Origin of the sequence: uncultured Zoogloea sp. (assembly GCF_937894855.1) — a bacterium.
Lineage (GTDB): Bacteria > Pseudomonadota > Gammaproteobacteria > Burkholderiales > Rhodocyclaceae > Zoogloea > Zoogloea oryzae.
The window spans coordinates 20,335-37,645 of the sequence record NZ_CALAYQ010000118.1; the positions used below are offsets into that span (position 1 = coordinate 20,335).

10 protein-coding genes are annotated in these 17,311 nt (G+C 66.8%); 4 read left to right on the plus strand and 6 right to left on the minus strand.

Translation table 11 applies throughout. The features are described from left to right. Nucleotides 1-20: 20 nt before the first annotated feature. Entirely contained in the window at nt 21-425 is a 405-nt protein-coding gene (gene rplS, locus Q0672_RS13765; protein WP_298623026.1) for a 50S ribosomal protein L19, read from the plus strand. Nucleotides 426-509: 84 nt separating this feature from the next. Here the strand turns inward: rplS and folE2 are convergent, their stop codons facing one another. The 4 genes from folE2 to Q0672_RS13785 form a co-directional block, all read right to left on the minus strand. Then, nucleotides 510-1,316, minus strand: a complete 807-nt coding sequence (gene folE2 / locus Q0672_RS13770; protein ID WP_284186299.1) for a GTP cyclohydrolase FolE2 — start codon at nt 1,314-1,316, stop codon at nt 510-512. A gap of 71 nt (nt 1,317-1,387) precedes the next feature. Then, nucleotides 1,388-3,286 carry a 1-deoxy-D-xylulose-5-phosphate synthase gene (dxs, locus tag Q0672_RS13775; protein WP_298623027.1) on the minus strand — a complete coding sequence of 633 codons (1,899 nt, stop codon included), beginning with the start codon at nt 3,284-3,286 and terminating at the stop codon, nt 1,388-1,390. 46 nt (nt 3,287-3,332) lie between these two features. Then, on the minus strand, nt 3,333-4,226 hold the full coding sequence (locus tag Q0672_RS13780; RefSeq protein WP_298623028.1) for a polyprenyl synthetase family protein: 894 nt from the start codon (nt 4,224-4,226) through the stop codon (nt 3,333-3,335). Further along, on the minus strand, nt 4,223-4,450 hold the full coding sequence (locus tag Q0672_RS13785) for an exodeoxyribonuclease VII small subunit (RefSeq protein WP_153161667.1): 228 nt from the start codon (nt 4,448-4,450) through the stop codon (nt 4,223-4,225). The genes Q0672_RS13780 and Q0672_RS13785 overlap by 4 nt, the downstream gene beginning before the upstream one ends. A 126-nt stretch (nt 4,451-4,576) precedes the next feature. Between Q0672_RS13785 and Q0672_RS13790 the strand changes: the two genes are divergently transcribed. Further along, on the plus strand, nt 4,577-5,680 hold the full coding sequence (locus Q0672_RS13790) for an aromatic ring-hydroxylating dioxygenase subunit alpha (protein ID WP_153161666.1): 1,104 nt from the start codon (nt 4,577-4,579) through the stop codon (nt 5,678-5,680). Nucleotides 5,681-5,783: 103 nt separating this feature from the next. Here Q0672_RS13790 and Q0672_RS13795 read toward each other — a convergent pair whose 3' ends face one another. Next, on the minus strand, nt 5,784-7,610 hold the full coding sequence (locus Q0672_RS13795; RefSeq protein WP_153161665.1) for a TolC family outer membrane protein: 1,827 nt from the start codon (nt 7,608-7,610) through the stop codon (nt 5,784-5,786). Between the two features lie 358 nt (nt 7,611-7,968). Here Q0672_RS13795 and Q0672_RS13800 point away from each other — a divergent pair, with 358 nt between their 5' ends. Together Q0672_RS13800 and Q0672_RS13805 are read left to right on the plus strand one after the other, a co-directional pair. Further along, nucleotides 7,969-8,634: a transglutaminase-like cysteine peptidase gene (locus tag Q0672_RS13800; protein ID WP_153161801.1), complete on the plus strand. Its 666-nt coding sequence runs from the start codon at nt 7,969-7,971 to the stop codon at nt 8,632-8,634. 4 nt (nt 8,635-8,638) lie between these two features. Further along, a complete protein-coding gene (locus tag Q0672_RS13805) occupies nt 8,639-10,570 on the plus strand; it encodes a LapD/MoxY N-terminal periplasmic domain-containing protein (protein ID WP_298623029.1) in 1,932 nt (643 codons plus the stop codon). A gap of 253 nt (nt 10,571-10,823) precedes the next feature. Here Q0672_RS13805 and Q0672_RS13810 read toward each other — a convergent pair. Further along, nucleotides 10,824-17,311 (minus strand): VCBS domain-containing protein (locus tag Q0672_RS13810; RefSeq protein WP_298623031.1); only part of this gene is annotated, 6,488 nt, incomplete at its 5' end.

The window sequence follows — 17,311 nt, forward strand, 5'->3', positions numbered from 1 at the left end:
ATCATTGATTGGAGTTACGCATGAACCTCATTCAGCAACTGGAACAAGAAGAAATCACCCGCCTGACCCAGAGCAAGACCGTTCCCGATTTCGCCCCCGGCGACACCGTGATCGTTCAGGTGAAGGTCAAGGAAGGTAACCGTGAGCGTCTGCAGGCTTACGAAGGCGTCGTCATCGCCAAGCGTAACCGCGGCCTCAATTCCGCTTTCATCGTACGCAAGATCTCTTCCGGTGAAGGCGTGGAGCGTACGTTCCAGACCTACTCCCCGCTGGTTGCCAGCATCGAAGTGAAGCGTCGTGGTGACGTGCGTCGTGCCAAGCTGTACTACCTCCGCAACCGCTCCGGCAAGTCCGCGCGGATCAAGGAAAAGCTCGATCACAAGTCCTTCGCTGCGAAGGCTGCTGCTGCCAAGGCTTCTGCCTGATCTTCAGCGGTACAAAAAAACGGCACCTTCGGGTGCCGTTTTTTTTTCGTCCTGCTCCGCCGTTGCCGGCAGAGGAGGGGGCGATTACTGCGCGCGCTTGTCGTGCTCGATGAGCGCGTAGGCGGAGTGATTGTGGATGGATTCGAAATTCTCGGATTCGACCACGTAAGCATCGATGCGGGGCTCGCGGTTGAGGCAGCCGGCCACGTCGCGCACCATGTCCTCGACGAACTTGGGGTTGTCGTAGGCGCGCTCGGTGACGTACTTCTCGTCGGGGCGCTTGAGCAGGCCGTAGAGCTCGCAGGAGGCCTGGCCTTCGACCAGCTGGACGAGTTCCTCGATCCACAGGTGATCGTTGGTGGTGGTGGTGACGGTGACGTGGGAGCGCTGGTTGTGGGCGCCGTACTCGGAGATCTTCTTCGAGCAGGGGCACAGGCTGGTCACCGGCACGACGATCTTCATCGTGAACTCATAGACGCCGCCTTCGCGGATCTCGCCGATGAAGGTGACTTCGTAGTCCATCAGACTCTGCACGCCGGAAACCGGGGCGGCCTTGTTGATGAAGTAAGGGAAGGTCATCTCCACGTGGCCGGTCTCGGCCTCGAGCTTGTGGACCATCTCGCGCAGCATGGGCTCGAAGGATTCGACCGAAATCTCCCGTTCGTGGCTGTTGAGGATCTCCACGAAGCGGGACATGTGGGTGCCCTTGAAGTTGTGGGGCAGGCCGACGTACATGTTGAACATCGCGATGGTGTGCTGCACGCCGCCGTTCTTGTCCATCACCTTTATCGGGTGACGGATGGATTTGATGCCCACCTTGTTGATGGCGAGCTGGCGGGAATCCGCGGAGTTCTGGACGTCCGGGATGGCGGTTGGGGTCTGGGTCGTCATGGCTGTTCTCTATGGTCTCGCGGGAATCTGTGTTCCCAACGATTTGATCCTATCATTCCCGACAAAAGCACTCAACTATTCGGCTGATAGGCTTCTTCGATGCGTTTGAGGATGCCCGGCACATCCAGGCCGATCTCGGTGAAGAGCTGGGCGTGGTCGCCGTGGTCGATGAAGCGGTCGGGCAGGCCGATCTGCAGCACGCGGACTTGAACGCCGGCTTCGTGGAGGACACGGGTCACCTCGGAGCCAGCGCCGCCGATGGTGGCGTTTTCTTCGAGGGTGACCAGCAGTTCGTGCCCGGCGGCAAGCTGGAGGATGAGCTCGCGGTCGATGGGCTTCACGAAGCGCATGTTGGCGACGGTGGCGTCGATCTGGTCGGCGGCCTTGAGGGCGTTGCCGAGCATGCTGCCGAAGGCCAGGAGGGCGGTGCGTTTGCCCTGGCGGCGGATCTCGCCCTTGCCGATGGGCATCAGGCTCATGTCGGCCATCGGCGTGACGCCTAGGCCGCTGCCGCGCGGATAACGCACGGCGGTCGGGCCGTCGTGCATGTAGGCGGTGTAGAGCATCTGCCGGCATTCGTTCTCGTCGGCCGGGCAGAAGATGGTGAGATTGGGGATGCAGGCCAGGTACGAGAGATCGAACGCGCCGTGGTGGGTGGCGCCGTCGGCGCCGACGAGGCCGGCGCGGTCGATGGCCATCATCACCGGCAGGTTCTGCAGGGCCACGTCGTGGATGAACTGGTCGTAGGCGCGCTGCAGGAAGGTGGAGTAGATCGCCACCACCGGCTTGAAGCCTTCGCAGGCGAGGCCTGCGCCGAAGGTGAGGGCGTGCTGCTCGGCGATCCCCACGTCGTAGTAGCGGTCGGGGTATTCGTGGGCGAAGCGGACCATGCCGGAGCCTTCGCGCATGGCCGGGGTGATGGCCACCAGGCGCTTGTCGATGGCGGCCATGTCGCACAGCCAGTCGCCGAAGATCTGGGTGTAGGTGAGCTTGCCGCCGCCCTTGGAATCCTTGCCGGTGGCGATGCCCGCGGTATGGTCGAACTTGGAGACGCCGTGGTAGAGGATCGGGTCGGCTTCGGCGAGCTTGTAGCCCTGGCCCTTGCGGGTGATCACGTGCAGGAATTGCGGGCCCTTGAGGGTGCGCAGGTTCTGCAGGGTGGGGAGCAGGGATTCGAGGTCGTGGCCGTCGATGGGGCCGATGTAGTTGAAGCCGAACTCCTCGAACATCGTGCCGGGCATGACCATGCCCTTGACGTGCTCCTCGGTGCGGCGGGCCAGCTCGAAGACCGGCGGCGGCAGGTTTTCGAGGAAGCGCTTGCCGATCTTGCGGGCGCCGTTGTAGATGCGGCCGGAGAGCAGGCGCGACAGGTGCTTGTTGAGGGCGCCCACCGGCGGCGAGATGGACATCTCGTTGTCGTTGAGGATGACCAGCAGGTTGGTGTCGTGGATGTCGCCGGCGTTGTTGAGGGCCTCGAAGGCCATGCCGGCCGACATGGCGCCGTCGCCGATCACCGCGATGGCGCGGCGGTCCTCGCCGCGCAGGCGGGCCGCTTCGGCCATGCCGAGGGCGGCCGAGATCGAGGTGGACGAGTGGGCGGTGCCGAAGGTGTCGTAATCGCTCTCGCAGCGCCGCGGGAAGCCGGAGATGCCCTGGTACTGGCGCAGGCCCGCCATGGCCTCACGGCGGCCGGTGAGCACCTTGTGGGCGTAGGTCTGATGGCCCACGTCCCACACGATGCGGTCTTCGGGCGTGTTGAAGACGTAGTGCAGGGCGATGGTGAGCTCGACGGTGCCGAGGTTGGACGACAGGTGGCCGCCGGTACGGGAGACGGAATCGATCAGGAAGTTGCGCAGTTCGTCGGCCAGAACGGGGAGTTCGCTGGCTTCGAGCTTGCGAAGATCCGCGGGTGAGGCGATCCGGTCCAGCAGGCTGGCGCGGGGAGAGGCGGGCTGCGTTGCGTGAGGCATTCCGGGTTACCGGGTCGTTAATGGGCGAAATTCGGTTGGCGGCGGCTCAGAACTGGCGGCGGATGATGAAGCGCGTCAGTCCGGCCAGGCGCTGGCTGCTGTCGCCGAAAGGCGCGAGGCGATCCAGGGCCTCCTGGCACATCTCTTCGGCGAGTTCGCGGGCGCGGGTGACGCCCAGCAGGCTCACGTAGGTCGGCTTGTCGTTGGCGGCGTCCTTGCCGGCAGTTTTGCCCAGCGTGGCGGTGTCGGCCTCGGCGTCGAGGATGTCGTCCACCACCTGGAACAGCAGGCCGATCACCTTGCCCACGCGGTCGAGGGAGGCCATCTGCGCTTCGTCGAGGCTGCGGCCGCATTGTACGCCAAGGTTGATCGAGGCCCGGATCAGGGCGCCCGTCTTGTGGATGTGCATGAACTCGAGTTCGGGCAGCGTGAGCTGCTGGCCGACCGAGCCGAGATCAATGGCCTGGCCGCCGCACATGCCGCGGGAGCCGCTGGCCTGGGCGAGTTGGCGGATCATGGCGATCTGGCGCTGCGGATCGTCGCACACGGCGCCGTCGGTTAGATGCAGGAAGGCCTGGGTCTGCAGGGCGTCGCCCACGAGGAGCGCGGTGGCTTCGTCGTATTCGACATGAACCGTGGGCTTGCCGCGGCGCAGCACGTCGTCGTCCATGCACGGCATGTCGTCGTGGACGAGGGAGTAGGCGTGGATCATCTCGATCGCACAGGCGACGCGGTCGAGGCGCTCGGGCGCGGCGCCGGTGAGCTGGCCGCCGGCGTGCACCAGCAGCGGACGGACCCGCTTGCCGCCGCCGAGGACGGCGTAGCGCATGGCGTCGTGGAGGCGGGTCGGGGCGATGTCGGCGCCGGGGAGGGCGCGATCAAGGGCGGATTCGGTGCGCTGCTGGATGTCGCCCATCCATTGGCTGAAGGTGGCGCTCATGGCTGGGTGTCTTCCGGCGTATTCTCGGTTTCGAGCACCCGGATGGTCTGCTCGGCCTTGGTCAGCTGGGCCTGGCACTGGCGCAGCAGCACGGTGCCGCGCTGGTAGGCGGCGAGGGCCTGATCCAGGGGGAGTTGCCCGTTTTCCATGTCCTGGACGATGGTTTCGAGCTCGGCGACGGCCGATTCGAAACTGGCGGGCTTGCTTGCGGATGATTTGACCATGCTGCCGGAACTGACTGGAGGCAAACCGTAAAAATAGCCTATCGCCGGGCTTCAGGTCAAACGCGTAATACTATATAATGGCGAGCCTTACGTTTCGGGCTTTCGCTTTCGACAAGGGGGTTCGGGATGTCTGATATCGCTTCTCAGGCACATCTATCGCCGGCTGTTTCCCAGTTGCCGGTATCGTGGTACTTCGACGAAAAAATCTTCGAGCTGGAGAAGCGTCTCCTCTTCGATGCCGGTCCGGGCTACGTCGGCCACGAGCTGATGGTGCCGGAAGTCAACCAGTACCGCTCGCTGGAGTGGCGCGACCACGCCAAGCTGCTGGTCAATCGCGACGACGGTTTCTACCAGATGTCCAACATCTGCCGTCACCGTCAGGCGATCATGCTGCAGGGCACCGGCACGGCCGAGCGGAACATCGTCTGTCCGATCCACCGCTGGACGTACAACCCCGACGGTCTGCTGATCGGTGCGCCGCATTTCCCGGAAAAACCGTGCCTCAACCTTCAGCGCGACAAGCTGGAGAACTGGCAGGGTCTGCTCTTCAAGGGGCCGCGCTCGGCGAACGCCGATCTGTCCGGAATGCAGGTGGCGGGCGAACTAAAGTTCGACGGCTACAAGCTCGATCGGGTCGAGATCCACGAGTGCAACTACAACTGGAAGACCTTCATCGAGGTGTACCTCGAGGACTACCACGTGGTGCCGTATCACCCCGGGCTGGGGCAGTTCGTCACCTGTGACGATCTAACCTGGCAGTTCGGCGAGTGGTATTCGGTGCAGCGGGTGGGTATCACGTCGCTCAAGAAGCCCGGTTCGCCGGCCTACAAGCGCTGGCACGAGGCCGTGCTCAACTACAACGGCGGGGAAATGCCGAAACATGGGGCAATATGGTTGACCTATTTCCCCAACATCATGGTTGAGTGGTACCCCAACGTGCTGGTGGTGAGCACCCTGATTCCGACCGACGTAAACAAGACGACCAACGTCGTCGAGTTCTACTACCCGGAAGAGATCCTCGAGTTCGAACGCGATTTCGTCGAGGCCGAGCAGGCCGCCTACATGGAGACCGCCATCGAGGACGACGACATCGGCGAGCGGATGGATCGTGGCCGTCTGGCCCTGATGAAGGAAGGCCGTTCTGAGGTCGGGCCCTACCAGTCGCCCTACGAGGACGGGATGCAGCACTTCCACGAGTTCTATCGCCGGATCATCCAGCCGCACCTGTAAGGCCGCATCCGTGATGCCCGCAAGGGGTGTCACCAAAGACAAAGGGAGCCCGTGTGGCTCCCTTTGTCTTTGTGCCCCGCGGGTGGCGGGGCGGGTGGGGCGATCAGCGGTTGGACTCGCGGATGATCTTCCACTGACCGTTTTCCAGCTGGTACTGGAGGGTCTTGTTCATCGCGTCGTTGAAGCCCTTCGAGCGGTACTGCTGGACGAAGCTGGCTTCGGCGGTGCTGGCCGAGACGCTGCGGACGTTCAGCTTGTCGATCTCGACGGCGATCTCGCCGGGCTTGGTGACGCGCTTTTCACGGGTCGCCATCCAGGCCTCGCGGGTGCCCTGGTCGGGCTTGAAGGCGCTGGAGTAAAACGACTTGTAGCGTGCGACATCCTTGGCCGACCAGGCGGCGGCCCATGACTTGACCAGCGGCTCGATCGCCTGCGCTGCGCTCGGTGCGGCCGGGGCGCTGGTGCTCGCCACGCTGGCGGCTACCGCCTCGGCCACGGGCAGCGGAGTAGCTGCGGGCGGCGTGCGGCCCTGCATGGCGCCCGCGGTGTCGAGGGGCGCGACCACCGGCAGGGTGGTGCTGCACAGCAGCGTCTCGTCTTCGCCGGGCTCGGTGACGCCGGCTTCTTCCGGGCCGGTGCGGGCGACGGGCGCCAGCTTCACGCTCGGGAGGATGGTGTGGGTCTGGGTGAGGACGCGCAGTTCGGCCTGGGTCAGGTCGAAGCGGGCGCGGGTGCTGGCGCGCTTGGCCTCGAACAGTTCGTTCTCGGTGTTGAGCACGTCGAGCAGGCTGCGCTGGCCGATGTCGAACTGCTGACGGTAGGCATCGCGGGCCTTCTCGGTGGAGAGCTGGTGCTGCTCGAGGTAGATCAGCTGTTCCTTGAGCTTCTTGACGTCGTTCCAGGCGATGGCGGTCTGCTGGCGGATGTCGCGGCAGGCCTTGTCGCGCAGGTCGGTGGCGTTGTAGAGCTGCTCGTGGGACTGGCGGATGCGGGCTTCGTCGGCGCCGCCCTTGAAGAGGTTCCAGTTCATCAGGACCTGCAGGGCGTTGGTGTTGGTTTCACCGGTCACACCCAGGAGGTTCTTGTCCATGCCGGTGCTGGCGCGCACTTCGACGGTCGGCGAGTAGTTGGCGCGCTGTACGTCGATGTTGGCGCGGGAGGCGCGGATGTTGGCGACCGCGGCCTTGAAGCCGGGGTTGTCGGTGATGGCCTGGCGCAGCACGTCCTTCTCGGTGGGCAGCTTGTCGGTGAAGACTGGCGGCTTGTCGAGGGCGTCGGCCGGGGCCTCGCCGACGATGCGCTGGAAGCGCTGGGAGACGTCGTGGAGGTTGGAGCTTTCGGTGAGCCAGTTGGACTGGGCGAGGGCCAGACGGCCGAAGGCCTGTTCGAGGTCGACCCGGCGGCCGACGCCGGCCTTCACGCGACGCTCGATCTGATCTACGGTTTCCTTGTGGATGGCCCAGTTTTCCTGGGCGAGGCCGGCGAGCTCGCGGTAGCGCAGCACGTCGAGGTAGGCGCGGGCGGCTTCGAAGGCGGTGTCGTCGGTGGTGCCGAGGAGCTCGAAATAGCGGGTTGCGCGGGCAAAGCCCAGGCGCTTGACGTCGTTTCGCGTGGCGAAGCCGTCGAACACCAGCTGGCGCAGTTGCAGCTGGTAGCCAGGGCGGGAGTAGGTGTCGGGGCCGGTGGTGGGCGTCTCGCGGCGCTCGCGGCCGGTGTAACCCTGCAGGTCGACACGGGGGAAGTAGCCGCCGCGCACCACGTCACGTTCGGCATCGGCGGCCTGGTAGTTGTGCAGGCGGGCCAGCACTTCCGGATTGCGCAGGATCGCTTTTTCAATCGCGTCGCGCATCGTGCCCGGCGCCGCGTGGACAGGTGCCATGGAGAGCAGGGAGAGTGTCAGGCAGACGGAGAGCTTTGTTGCTTTGAACATTGTCGTCTCGTAGTTTCGAAATGTGCCGTGCTGGTGCGAAAGAATCCGGCAGATCGTTCGGGGCCGTTGATTTGAATGGGCTATCGCGATTGGATTCTACGGGCCACAAACTGTCGAAGGTGCGCAGTATTTGGAGTTTTGGTCTTTTGGCCCTTGAATATCACCTAACGGAAAACATTTTTCACAATTTATAGTGCCTGGGGGCGAAATTTAACTTTTCCAGGGCGAGGCCGTACACCTGGACTGCCGGCATGCCGCAAGGTGGCATCCGGCATGACACATTCCCCTACACCAGCGACAGCCTTACCGCTTCCCTTCGATGCGCTTCCTTCCCGTCTTGCGCCCAGGCCGTCCGGCGATGGTGTGCCGCCGTCTCGCGGCGGCCAGCGGCGCGGTGATCCTGTTGATCGCCGGCGGGGCACGGGGCGGCTTCGACATGGACCGGATGCGCCAGGTGGCGCAGCTGCGCTTTGGCGCCGCCGCCGCCGAGGCGGTGGATGGCTGGCGTAGCGCGGTGGTTAGCTGGCGGGATTTGCCCGAGGAGGTGCAGCTCCAGCGGGTCAATGAGTTCTTCAACCGGCGCGTCCGCTTTGCCGAGGACAGCCAGGTGTGGGGCCAGACCGATTACTGGGCGACGCCGCTGGAGGTGCTCGCCCGGGGCTCCGGCGACTGCGAGGACTATGTCTTCGCCAAGTATTTCACCCTGCGCGAGCTCGGGGTGGCGGAAGATCGTCTCAGGATGACTTACGTGCGGGCGCGGATCGGTGGCGCCGGCAGCAGCGTGACCCAGGCGCACATGGTGCTGAGCTACTACGCCACGCCCGACGCGGTGCCGCTGGTGCTCGACAACCTGGTCACCGGCATCCGGCCGGCGTCGGCGCGGCCCGATCTGGCGCCGGTTTTCAGTTTCAACATGCAGGGCATCTTCGTGGGTGGGGCGACCCAGGCGTCACAGCCGGTGGATCGCGTCTCCCGCTGGCGCGAGATGTTGCTGCGGATGAATGCAGAAGGTTTGAGGGATTAAGGTCATGTCACTGTTGAAGCGATTGTGGGTGAGTGTGGTGGTGGCGATGGGGCTGGTGCTGGTGGGCGCGTTCGCCGTCAGCCTGATGACGGCCCGCGGCTACTTCGAGCAACAGCTGCGGGCCCAGTCGAGCGATGGTGCGGTGTCGCTGGCGCTGTCCATGTCCCAGCAGACGAAGGACGCGGCGACGATGGAGCTGCTGGTCACGGCGCTGTTCGACGGTGGCCATTACCGGTCGATCCGCTTCATCGACAGCAGCGGCAAAGTGAAGATCGAGCGCAGCCAGCCGGACCAACCCGAGGATGTGCCGGGCTGGCTGGTCACCGTGCTGCCGATGGACGTGCGCCCGGGTCAGGCCCAGGTGAGTGACGGCTGGCGGCAGATCGGGCTGGTATCGGTGGAGGCGGCCCGGGGTTATGCCTACAGGTCGCTGTGGAACGGTGTGCTTCAGCTGGGCAGCCTGATGCTGGCGATCGGCCTGTTCTGGGCGATGGGCGTGTCGGCGCTGCTGCGCTGGGTGCGGCAACCGCTGGCCGAGATGGCCGAGCAGGCGGCGGCGATCGGCACCGGGCAGTTCCGGGTGCTGGCCGAGCCCAAGGTGGTGGAACTGCGCAGCGTGGCGGCGGCGCTCAACCACATGTCGGAGCGGGTGCGGGCACTGTTTGCCGAGCAGGCGGCGCGGATCGAGGCGCTGCGCGACGAGGGCAGCCGCGATCCGGGCACCGGGCTGCTCAACCGGGCGTGCTTCAGCGGCGAGCTGCGCCGGGTGCTGGCCGATTCTGATGCGCCGGCCGTGGGTTGCGTGGGCATGCTGCGGATCGCCGATCTGGCCACGCTCAACCAGCAACTGGGCCGGGCCCGCACCGACGAATGGCTGATGGCCGTGGGCAAGACGATGCAGGCGAGCCTGGAGGGGCAGGATGATGTGTCGCTGGCCCGGGTGGGTGGCGCGGAGTTTGCCGTGCTGCTGCCGGGGCAGGGCATGGATGAAGGGCGGAAGATTTTCGAGCGGGTGCAGAGCGCGATCACCGCCCTCGACCTGCAGACCGGCGACGCGGGCGGCCTGAAGGCCCGCGCGGCGGTGATGGGCTACCGGCGCGGCGAAGCGGCCGGCACCGTGCTGGCGCGGGTCGATTCGGCGCTGATGCGGGCCGAGTCCATCGACGCGTTGGTGGTCAATGGCGAAGGCGTGGACATTCCGTCGCCGGCCCCGGGCGAAGGCGCCTGGCGGGAGTTGATCGAAGGCGCGCTGGCGCGGCGGGAGTTCACCCTGGTGGAGTATCCGGTGCTGGCCGGCGATGGCAGCCTGGTGCATCGGGAGTTCATGCTGCGCCTGCCGACGGCGGACGGCAGCGTGATGACCGCCGGCCAGTTCATGCCAGCGGCGGTGCGGGTGGGCCTGGCGTCGGCCTGCGACCTGGAGGCGGTGCGCCTTGGCATCGAGCGGCTGGTGAGATCAAACGATCCGGTGGCGATCAACGTGGCGCCCCGCTCACTCATCGAGCCGGGCTTCCTCGAGCAGCTGGATGTGCTGCTGGCCACCGCCGGCCCGGCCGCGTCGCGGATTGCGCTGGAGGTGAGCGAGCGCGGTCTGGATGCCAATCTGGCCGGGCTGGAGGCGCTGGCCGAGGTGCTGGCGCGTCACGGCGCGCAGCTGGGCATCGAGCACTTCGGGCGTCAGCTGGCGGCGCTGCCGCGGCTGTACGCGATCCGTCTGGCTTACCTCAAGCTGGACGGCAGCTTTGTGGCCAGCCTGCACGAAAACGTCGGCCACCAGCGGCTGGTGAAGGCCATCGTGGACGTGGCGCGGGGGCTGGGCGTGGTGGTTTACGCCGAGCAGGTGCACTCGTCCGAGGAATGGGCGACGGCGGCGTGGCTGGGGGTTGGCGGCATGACCGGGCCGGAGGCGTCGCGCCGGCTGGCCGCCCAGGGCTGAGATGGTTTGAGCAGCGCGGGCGGCGGCCCGCAGGCTTCAGATGTGCAAAAACGGCAACAATGAGTCGATCATTGTTGCCGTTTTTTGTGATGCCCGCTTTGGCGGTAGAAGGCGGTGTGGGTGAGGAGGCTAGGAGTAGGGAGGCCTTGGCCGATCCGCTTGCGCCTTTAATCGCCAGCGCACCGCGTTTCAGCCCCCGACCTCCTCACTCCTTACTCCTTTCTCCTCACGCCGCCCCGCCGCCGGGGCGGCCTCAGTCGGCGCTCAGTTTGCCCTTGGTGAGCAGGTCCTGAATGATCTGCGCGTCGGTGCTGAGGGCGCCGCTGTTGGTCAGATCCACGCCCTGCAGGACGATCTTCTGGTCGGTGGCGCCGGCGACGAAGGTGCCGCCGGTGTAGCCGCCGTTGGTGCTGACGTGCACCACGGTGTCCGCGCCGGATTTCTCGAAGTGCAGGTAGTTGCCCAGGTTGCCGGTGGCGTTGCCAGTGTGGCTCTCGCCCTGCAGCAGGTCGCGCAGGTCGAGGATGTCGCCGCCACTGCTGGCGCTGCCGGTGACGCCCTTGTCGAAGTCGGTGATGGCATCGACCGCCGGTTTGGCGGTGGTGCCGGCATCGCCGAGGCTCCACTTGAAGGTGTCGGAGCCGAGGCCACCGGTGAGGGTGTCGTTGCCGCTGCCGCCGCCAATGAGATCGGCGCCGGCGCCACCGCGGATGATGTCGTTGCCGGCGCCGCCGGTGAGGATGTCGCGGCCGTCGGTGCCGGTGATGTCGTCGTTGCCGGTGGAGCCGTCGAGCTGGGCGCCGGTGCGAACGAGCCAGCGGCCGTTCTGGCTGGGATCCTCAATGATGTCCTGGAGTGCCGACAGGGTGGGTGCGCTGGTCGGGGTGAACAGTGCGAAGTCGTCGGTACCCAGGGTCTTGTAGGCGGTGTCGGCTTCGCTGGAGAGCTTGACCTCGACGCGCAGACGGGCGTTGCCGCCCTGTTCCCAGTACAGCAGCTCGATGGGCTGCAGGCCGCTGGCCAGGGACACGCCGCTGTACACGCGGGTGGTGGGCGACTGGATGTCGTCGAACATGGCCACCGTCTTGCCGGCGATGTTGAGGCGGAAGCCGTCGTCGGCGGTCACGCGGATGTCGTAGCTGCCGCCATCCAGGTTGACCAGGCCGACCATGCGCAGGCCGGAGTCGGTGGTGTAGCCGATGCCGGTGGTGGTCTTGAGCTCGGTGGTGTCGGCGCCGGTGGTGCCGCCGCGCAGGAAGTTGTACAGCGCGCCGGAGTTGATCGCCAGGTTGCTGCCAGGCTGCGTCGGGTTGTTGCCCAGGTTGCCATTGACCGCGCCGGCGGTGGTGATGCCGGTGGTGTAGCCGAAACCGTAGTCCAGCTTGTCGGCGCTGAAGGTGGCGTCCGCGCCGGCGGCGGTGGCGGCGTTGTAGGTGCCGACGATGGTCTGACCACTGCGCCCGTCGATGATGCCGACCATGTCGGAGATGTGGTCGAGGTTGCCGTAGCGGGTGTCGTCGGCATGGACACGGGTGTTGGTGCTGCTGGTGGTGTCGTTGTAGCCGTAGAACTCGCCGGTGAGGCCGAGGTTGCCGGTCGCGATCGCCGAGGTGGTGGCGGTGGCCGTGAGCACGTTTTCGGCCGAGCGGCTGATGTTGAAATCGACCGTCGAGGCGGCGGTGTCGCCGTCCTTGTCGATCAGCGTGAACCCGAAGCCGTCGTGGATGATGGCGCTGACGGTGGCGATCGGGGTGTAGGTGTAGCTGCCGCTGCTCATGTTCACCACCAGGGTGCCGCCGGCGGCGGTGGTGACGGAAAGCTGCTGGGTGGCGGTGTTAAACGTGCCGTGGCTGGTGCCGCCGGTGACGGTGATGCTGCCGGAGGCGGAGTCGTTGTAGGTGTAGGTGACGCCATCGACGGTGATCGACTGGATGTGGCCGCCATCGGCTCCGAAGGCGCTGGTGCCGCCCAGCAGGCCGCCCGAGAGGATCTCGCCGGCAGCCGGCGTGGGCACGGTGGCCTGCAGGGCGCTGGAGAGCTGGTTGAAGTCGCTGATCACCTGGCCGTCGAGGTTGGTCCTGGTGACGCCGTTGTAGGCGATCGGGTCGAGGTAGGACTGGATCGCGGCGACGCCCATGCCCAGCGCGAAGCTGGTGATCTGGTTGGTCTGCAGGTAGCTCTTCCAGCCGGTTTCGTCGGTGGTGCCGATTTCGGTGCCCAGGTTGGGCTGGCCGTCGGACAGGAAGTAGGCGATGTTCTGCCCGGAGGCGAGCTTGCCCGCGGTGGTGAAGGCGGCTTCGCCGGCGGCGATGGCGGAGTCGTAGTTGGTGCCGCCGGTGGCGGTGATCTTGGCGAGCTGGGCCTTGGCCTCGGCCACGGTGAACCAGGTGGAGCCGATTTCCCGGGCGGAGCTGTTGAAGGTCACCAGGCGGACGCGCACTTCGCCGAAGCTGTCGTAGCTGTCGAGCAGGGTGTTGAGGGCGCTGATGGCGCTGGACAGGCGGGTGGTGCCGCCGACGCCGTCCTTGAGGGTCATGCTCGCCGAGGTGTCGAGCATGATCAGCAGGTTGGTGTCGGCCGGGGCCACGGCGATGGCCTGGGTGGCGGCGGAGGCGATGGGAGCATCGTCTTCGACGTTGACCGTCAGGGTGCTGGTGGTGGTGGTGACGCCGTCGCTGACATTCACGCCGAAGTTGATGGTGCGGACGTCTTCGGTGGTCTTGTCGGGGTGGTCCACCGGGCCGGAGAGCTTGACGGTGTAGGTGCCGTCGGCGGCGATGGTGGCGCGGATGATCTCGACGCCGCCGGCGGAGCCGATGAGCGTGCCGGTGCCGGCGCCCGTCCAACTGATCGACATGCCACCGGAGGTGAGGTCGACCGGCGGCGGGGTGAGCGTGGCGGTGAGGGTGTTGCCGTCCACATCGCTGACGCTGATGACACCGCCGGCGGTGGTGAGGTTGGTGGTGTCGCTGGTGCCAAAGTTGTCGGACGCGCCGTTGGTGAGGCCTTCTTCCGAGACCGTGGCGGTGCCGGTGCCGACCACCGGGGCGTCGTTGGTGCCGGTGACGGTGATGGCGATCTCGCGGGTAGTGCCGTCGAGGGTGGTGACGTTGATGCGGTCGACCACCTGCTGGCCTTGCTTGAGGCCCTGCACGTTGGCGGCGCCGTTGTTGAGGGTGTAAGTCCAGTTGCCGCTGGCGTCGATGGTGAGCGAGCCGTAGGTGCCGCCGATGGACTTGGCGACGAAGCCGGACTGGCCTGCGTCGGCGTCGGTGATGGTCAGCGTGCCGCTGGCGGTCTGGGTGCCGTCTTCGGTGACGTTGCCCAGGGCCGTGCCGCCGATCACCGGGGCGTCGTTGGTGCCGGTGACGTCGACGGTGAGCGTGGTAGTGGCGGTGCCGCCCTGGCCGTCGGAGACGGTGTAGCTGAAGACGTCGGTGGCGTGCTCGCCGGCCTGCAGGGTGTTGTCGGTGGCGGTGTAGGTGTAGCTGCCGTCGGTGTGGATCACCAGGGTGCCGTGGGCGCCGACGACGCTGGTGCCGGCGGCGGTGACCGCGGTGGCCGGGGTTGCCGTGCCGGTGCCGATGCGGGTGACGGTGAGGGTGTCGCCGTCCGGGTCGCTGTCAGCCCGGTCGCCGCCGATGCCGACGCCGGTGACGACGTTGCCGCCGGCGCTGAGGTTTTCGGAGACGGCGAGGGTGTCGGCCACGGCCGTCGGGGCCGGGTTGGTGACGGTGAGCTGGAAGGTCTGGCTGACGCTCGCGCCGCTGCCGTCGGTGGCGGTGACGACGATGCTGTACGGGCCACCTTGGGAGGCGCCGGCGCCGAGGGTGCCGGTGATGTTGCCGGTGTTCGGGTCGATGGTGAGGCCGGCCGGCAGGTTGGTGGCGGTGTAGTGCAGCACGTCGCCGCTATCCGGATCGCTGAAGCCGCTGGCGGTGGGGATGCTGACGCCGCTTGCATCCACGCCGCTGACGTTGGGCAGGGTGCCGACGGTGACCGGGGTGTCGTTGGTGCCGGTGACGGTGATGCGCAGTTCGGCGGTGTCGCTGAGGCTGCCGTCGCTCACGCGGTAGGTGAAGACGTCGGTGGCGGTGACACCGGCGGCCAGGGCCGCGGCCTTGTTGGCGATATAGACGTAGCTGCCGTCACCCTGCAGCGTGAGGGTGCCGTAGGTGCCGGCCAGCGCGGTGCCGATGGTGCCGGCGGTGCCCGTGGCGGCTTCGGCGCCGGTGCGGATCTGGGTGACGGTGAGGCTGGCGCTATCCACGTCGGTGTCGGTGCCGGCGGGGTTGGCGGTGCTGGTGATGAGGCCGTTGGCGGCGGTCACGGTGAGGGTGCCGTCTTCAAGCACGCTGCCCACGTCGTTGGCGGCAACCGGGGCGTCGTTCACCGCGGTGACGCCGATGCTGGCCGTGCCCTGGGTGGAGACGCCGCCGTTGTTGTCGGTGGCGGTGTAGTGGAAGCTGGTGTTGCCGTTCCAGTTGGCGTCGGGCTTGAAGTAGACGGTGCCGGTGGCGCCGCTGAGGGTGGCGCCGGCTGCGATCGGCTGGGTCATGGCCGCGTCGCGGTACAGGGTGCCGTGGGCGGGCAGGTCGGCGATGGTCAGCTGGGTGACGGTGCCATCCACGTCGGCGCCGCCAAGGCTGATGGCGATCGGCGCGGCCGGATCTTCGCTGCCGGTGGCGCTGGCGGCGGTGACGGTGGGACGCTCGTTGGTGCCGAGCACGTCGATGGTGATGGCGCGGGTGGTGCCATCCACCGTGCTGACGGTGAAGGTTTCGACGCGGGTGTCGCCTTCCTTCAGGGCCTGCACATTGGCGGCGCTGTTGTTGAGGGTGTAGGTCCAGTCGCCCGCGGCGTTGATGCTGAAGGTGCCGTAGGTGCCGGTGACGGTGGCCGGGTTGAAGGCGGCCGGGTTATCCACGTCGGTCACGAACAGGGAGTTGCTGGCGACCAGCTGGCCAGCGGTGTCTTCCTTGACGGAGCCGGCGAGCGGCCCGTTGATCTGGGCTGCGTCGTTGGCGCCGGTGACGTTGATGGTGAGCGTGGCGGTGCTGGTGAGCGCGCCGTCGCTGGCCCGGTAGCTGAAGACGTCCTGCACCGTGGTGCCGGTGTTGAGGGCCTGAGCCGCAGCACCCGGGGTGTAGGTGTAGCTGCCGTCGGTGTGGATCACCAGGGTGCCGTAGGTGCCGGCCAGGGTGAGGCCGGCGCCGCTGACCGCGCTGAAGGTGCCCGTGGTGCCGACGAGGGCGCCGGTGACGGTGAGCGTCGGGCTGTCCGGGTCGGTGTCGTTGGCGAGCACGCCCGGCGCGGTGCTGGTGATCGGCGTGTCTTCGGTGGTGGTGTTGGTGTCGGCCACTGCAACCGGGGCGTCATTGACCGGCGCCACGACGATGGTGGCAGTGGAGGTGCTGGTGCCGCCGTGGCCGTCGCTGATGGTGTAGCTGATGACCACCTGGCCACTGACGTTGGTCGCCGGGGTGAAGGTGAGGGTGCCGTCCGGGTTGACGGTGACGGTGCCCTTGGTCGGGTCGACGGTGGCGCCGGTGACGGTGACGGTGTCGCCATCCGGGTCAGAGTCGTTACCGAGGACGGCGAAGGTGACCGGGGTGTCTTCGTTGGTTGCGGCGGTGTCAGGATTGGCGACCGGGCCGTCGTTGGTGCCGACGACGTTGATGGTGACGGTGGTGGTCGTGCCGTCGATGCTCTGGACGGTGAAGGTTTCGGTCTTGGACTCACCTTCCTTCAGGGCCTGGACGACGGGCTTGGTGTTGTCGATGGCGTAAGTCCAGGCGCCGGTGGCGGCGACGCTGAAGCTGCCGTAGGTGCCGGCGGTGTTGGTCTGGGGCTGGAAGGCGGCTTGGCCGGCGTCGGGGTCGACGATGCTGAGGGTGCCGGAGGCGGTGGTCTGCGCGGGCGTGTCTTCCTTGACGGTGCCCGTACCGCTGCCAAGGATCGCCGGATCGGCAATCGGGGCGATGTTCACCGTGGCGGTGGTCGTGGTGGTGCCGCCGTGGCCGTCGGTGATGGTGTAGGTGATGGTCACCGGGCCATTGACGTTGGCCGCCGGGGTGAAGGTGAGGGTGCCGTCGGGATTGACGGTGACGGTGCCCTTGGTCGGGTCGACGGTGGCGCCGGTGACGGTGAGGGTGTCGCCGTCAGGGTCCGAGTCATTGCCGAGGACGGCGAAGGTGACCGGCACGTCTTCGTTGGTGCTGGCGGTGTCGGGGTTGGCGACCGGACCGTCGTTGGTGCCGACGACGGTGATGGTGACCGTGGTGGTCGTGCCGTCGATGCTCTGGACGGTGAAGGTTTCGGTCTTGGTCTCGCCTTCCTTCAGGGCCTGGACGACGGGCTTGGTGTTGTCGATGGCGTAAGTCCAGGCGCCGGTGGCGGCGACGCTGAAGCTGCCGTAGGTGCCGGCGGTGTTGGTCTGGGGCTGGAAGGCGGCCTGGCCGGCGTCGGGGTCGACGATGCTCAGGGTGCCGGTCGCGGTGGCCTGCGTGGGCGTGTCTTCCTTGACGGTGCCGGTGCCGGAGCCGAGTACGGCGTTGTCGGGCTGGGGCGCGACATTGACGGTGGCGGTGCCGGTGGTGGTGCCGCCGTGACCATCGGAGATGGTGTAGGTGACGGTCACCGGGCCATTGACGTTGGCAGCCGGGTTGAACGTGAGGGTGCCGTCCGGATTGACGGTGACGGTGCCCTTGGTCGGGTCGACGGTGGCGCCGGTGACGGTGA

Coding starts and splice junctions, on each gene's coding strand:
- Q0672_RS13800 (WP_153161801.1), top strand. CDS start 7,969: ATGGTGTGCCGCCGTCTCGCGGCGGCCAGCGGCGCGGTGATCCTGTTG.
- dxs (WP_298623027.1), bottom strand. CDS start 3,286: ATGCCTCACGCAACGCAGCCCGCCTCTCCCCGCGCCAGCCTGCTGGAC.
- Q0672_RS13795 (WP_153161665.1), bottom strand. CDS start 7,610: ATGTTCAAAGCAACAAAGCTCTCCGTCTGCCTGACACTCTCCCTGCTC.
- Q0672_RS13805 (WP_298623029.1), top strand. CDS start 8,639: ATGTCACTGTTGAAGCGATTGTGGGTGAGTGTGGTGGTGGCGATGGGG.
- Q0672_RS13790 (WP_153161666.1), top strand. CDS start 4,577: ATGTCTGATATCGCTTCTCAGGCACATCTATCGCCGGCTGTTTCCCAG.
- folE2 (WP_284186299.1), bottom strand. CDS start 1,316: ATGACGACCCAGACCCCAACCGCCATCCCGGACGTCCAGAACTCCGCG.
- Q0672_RS13785 (WP_153161667.1), bottom strand. CDS start 4,450: ATGGTCAAATCATCCGCAAGCAAGCCCGCCAGTTTCGAATCGGCCGTC.
- rplS (WP_298623026.1), top strand. CDS start 21: ATGAACCTCATTCAGCAACTGGAACAAGAAGAAATCACCCGCCTGACC.
- Q0672_RS13780 (WP_298623028.1), bottom strand. CDS start 4,226: ATGAGCGCCACCTTCAGCCAATGGATGGGCGACATCCAGCAGCGCACC.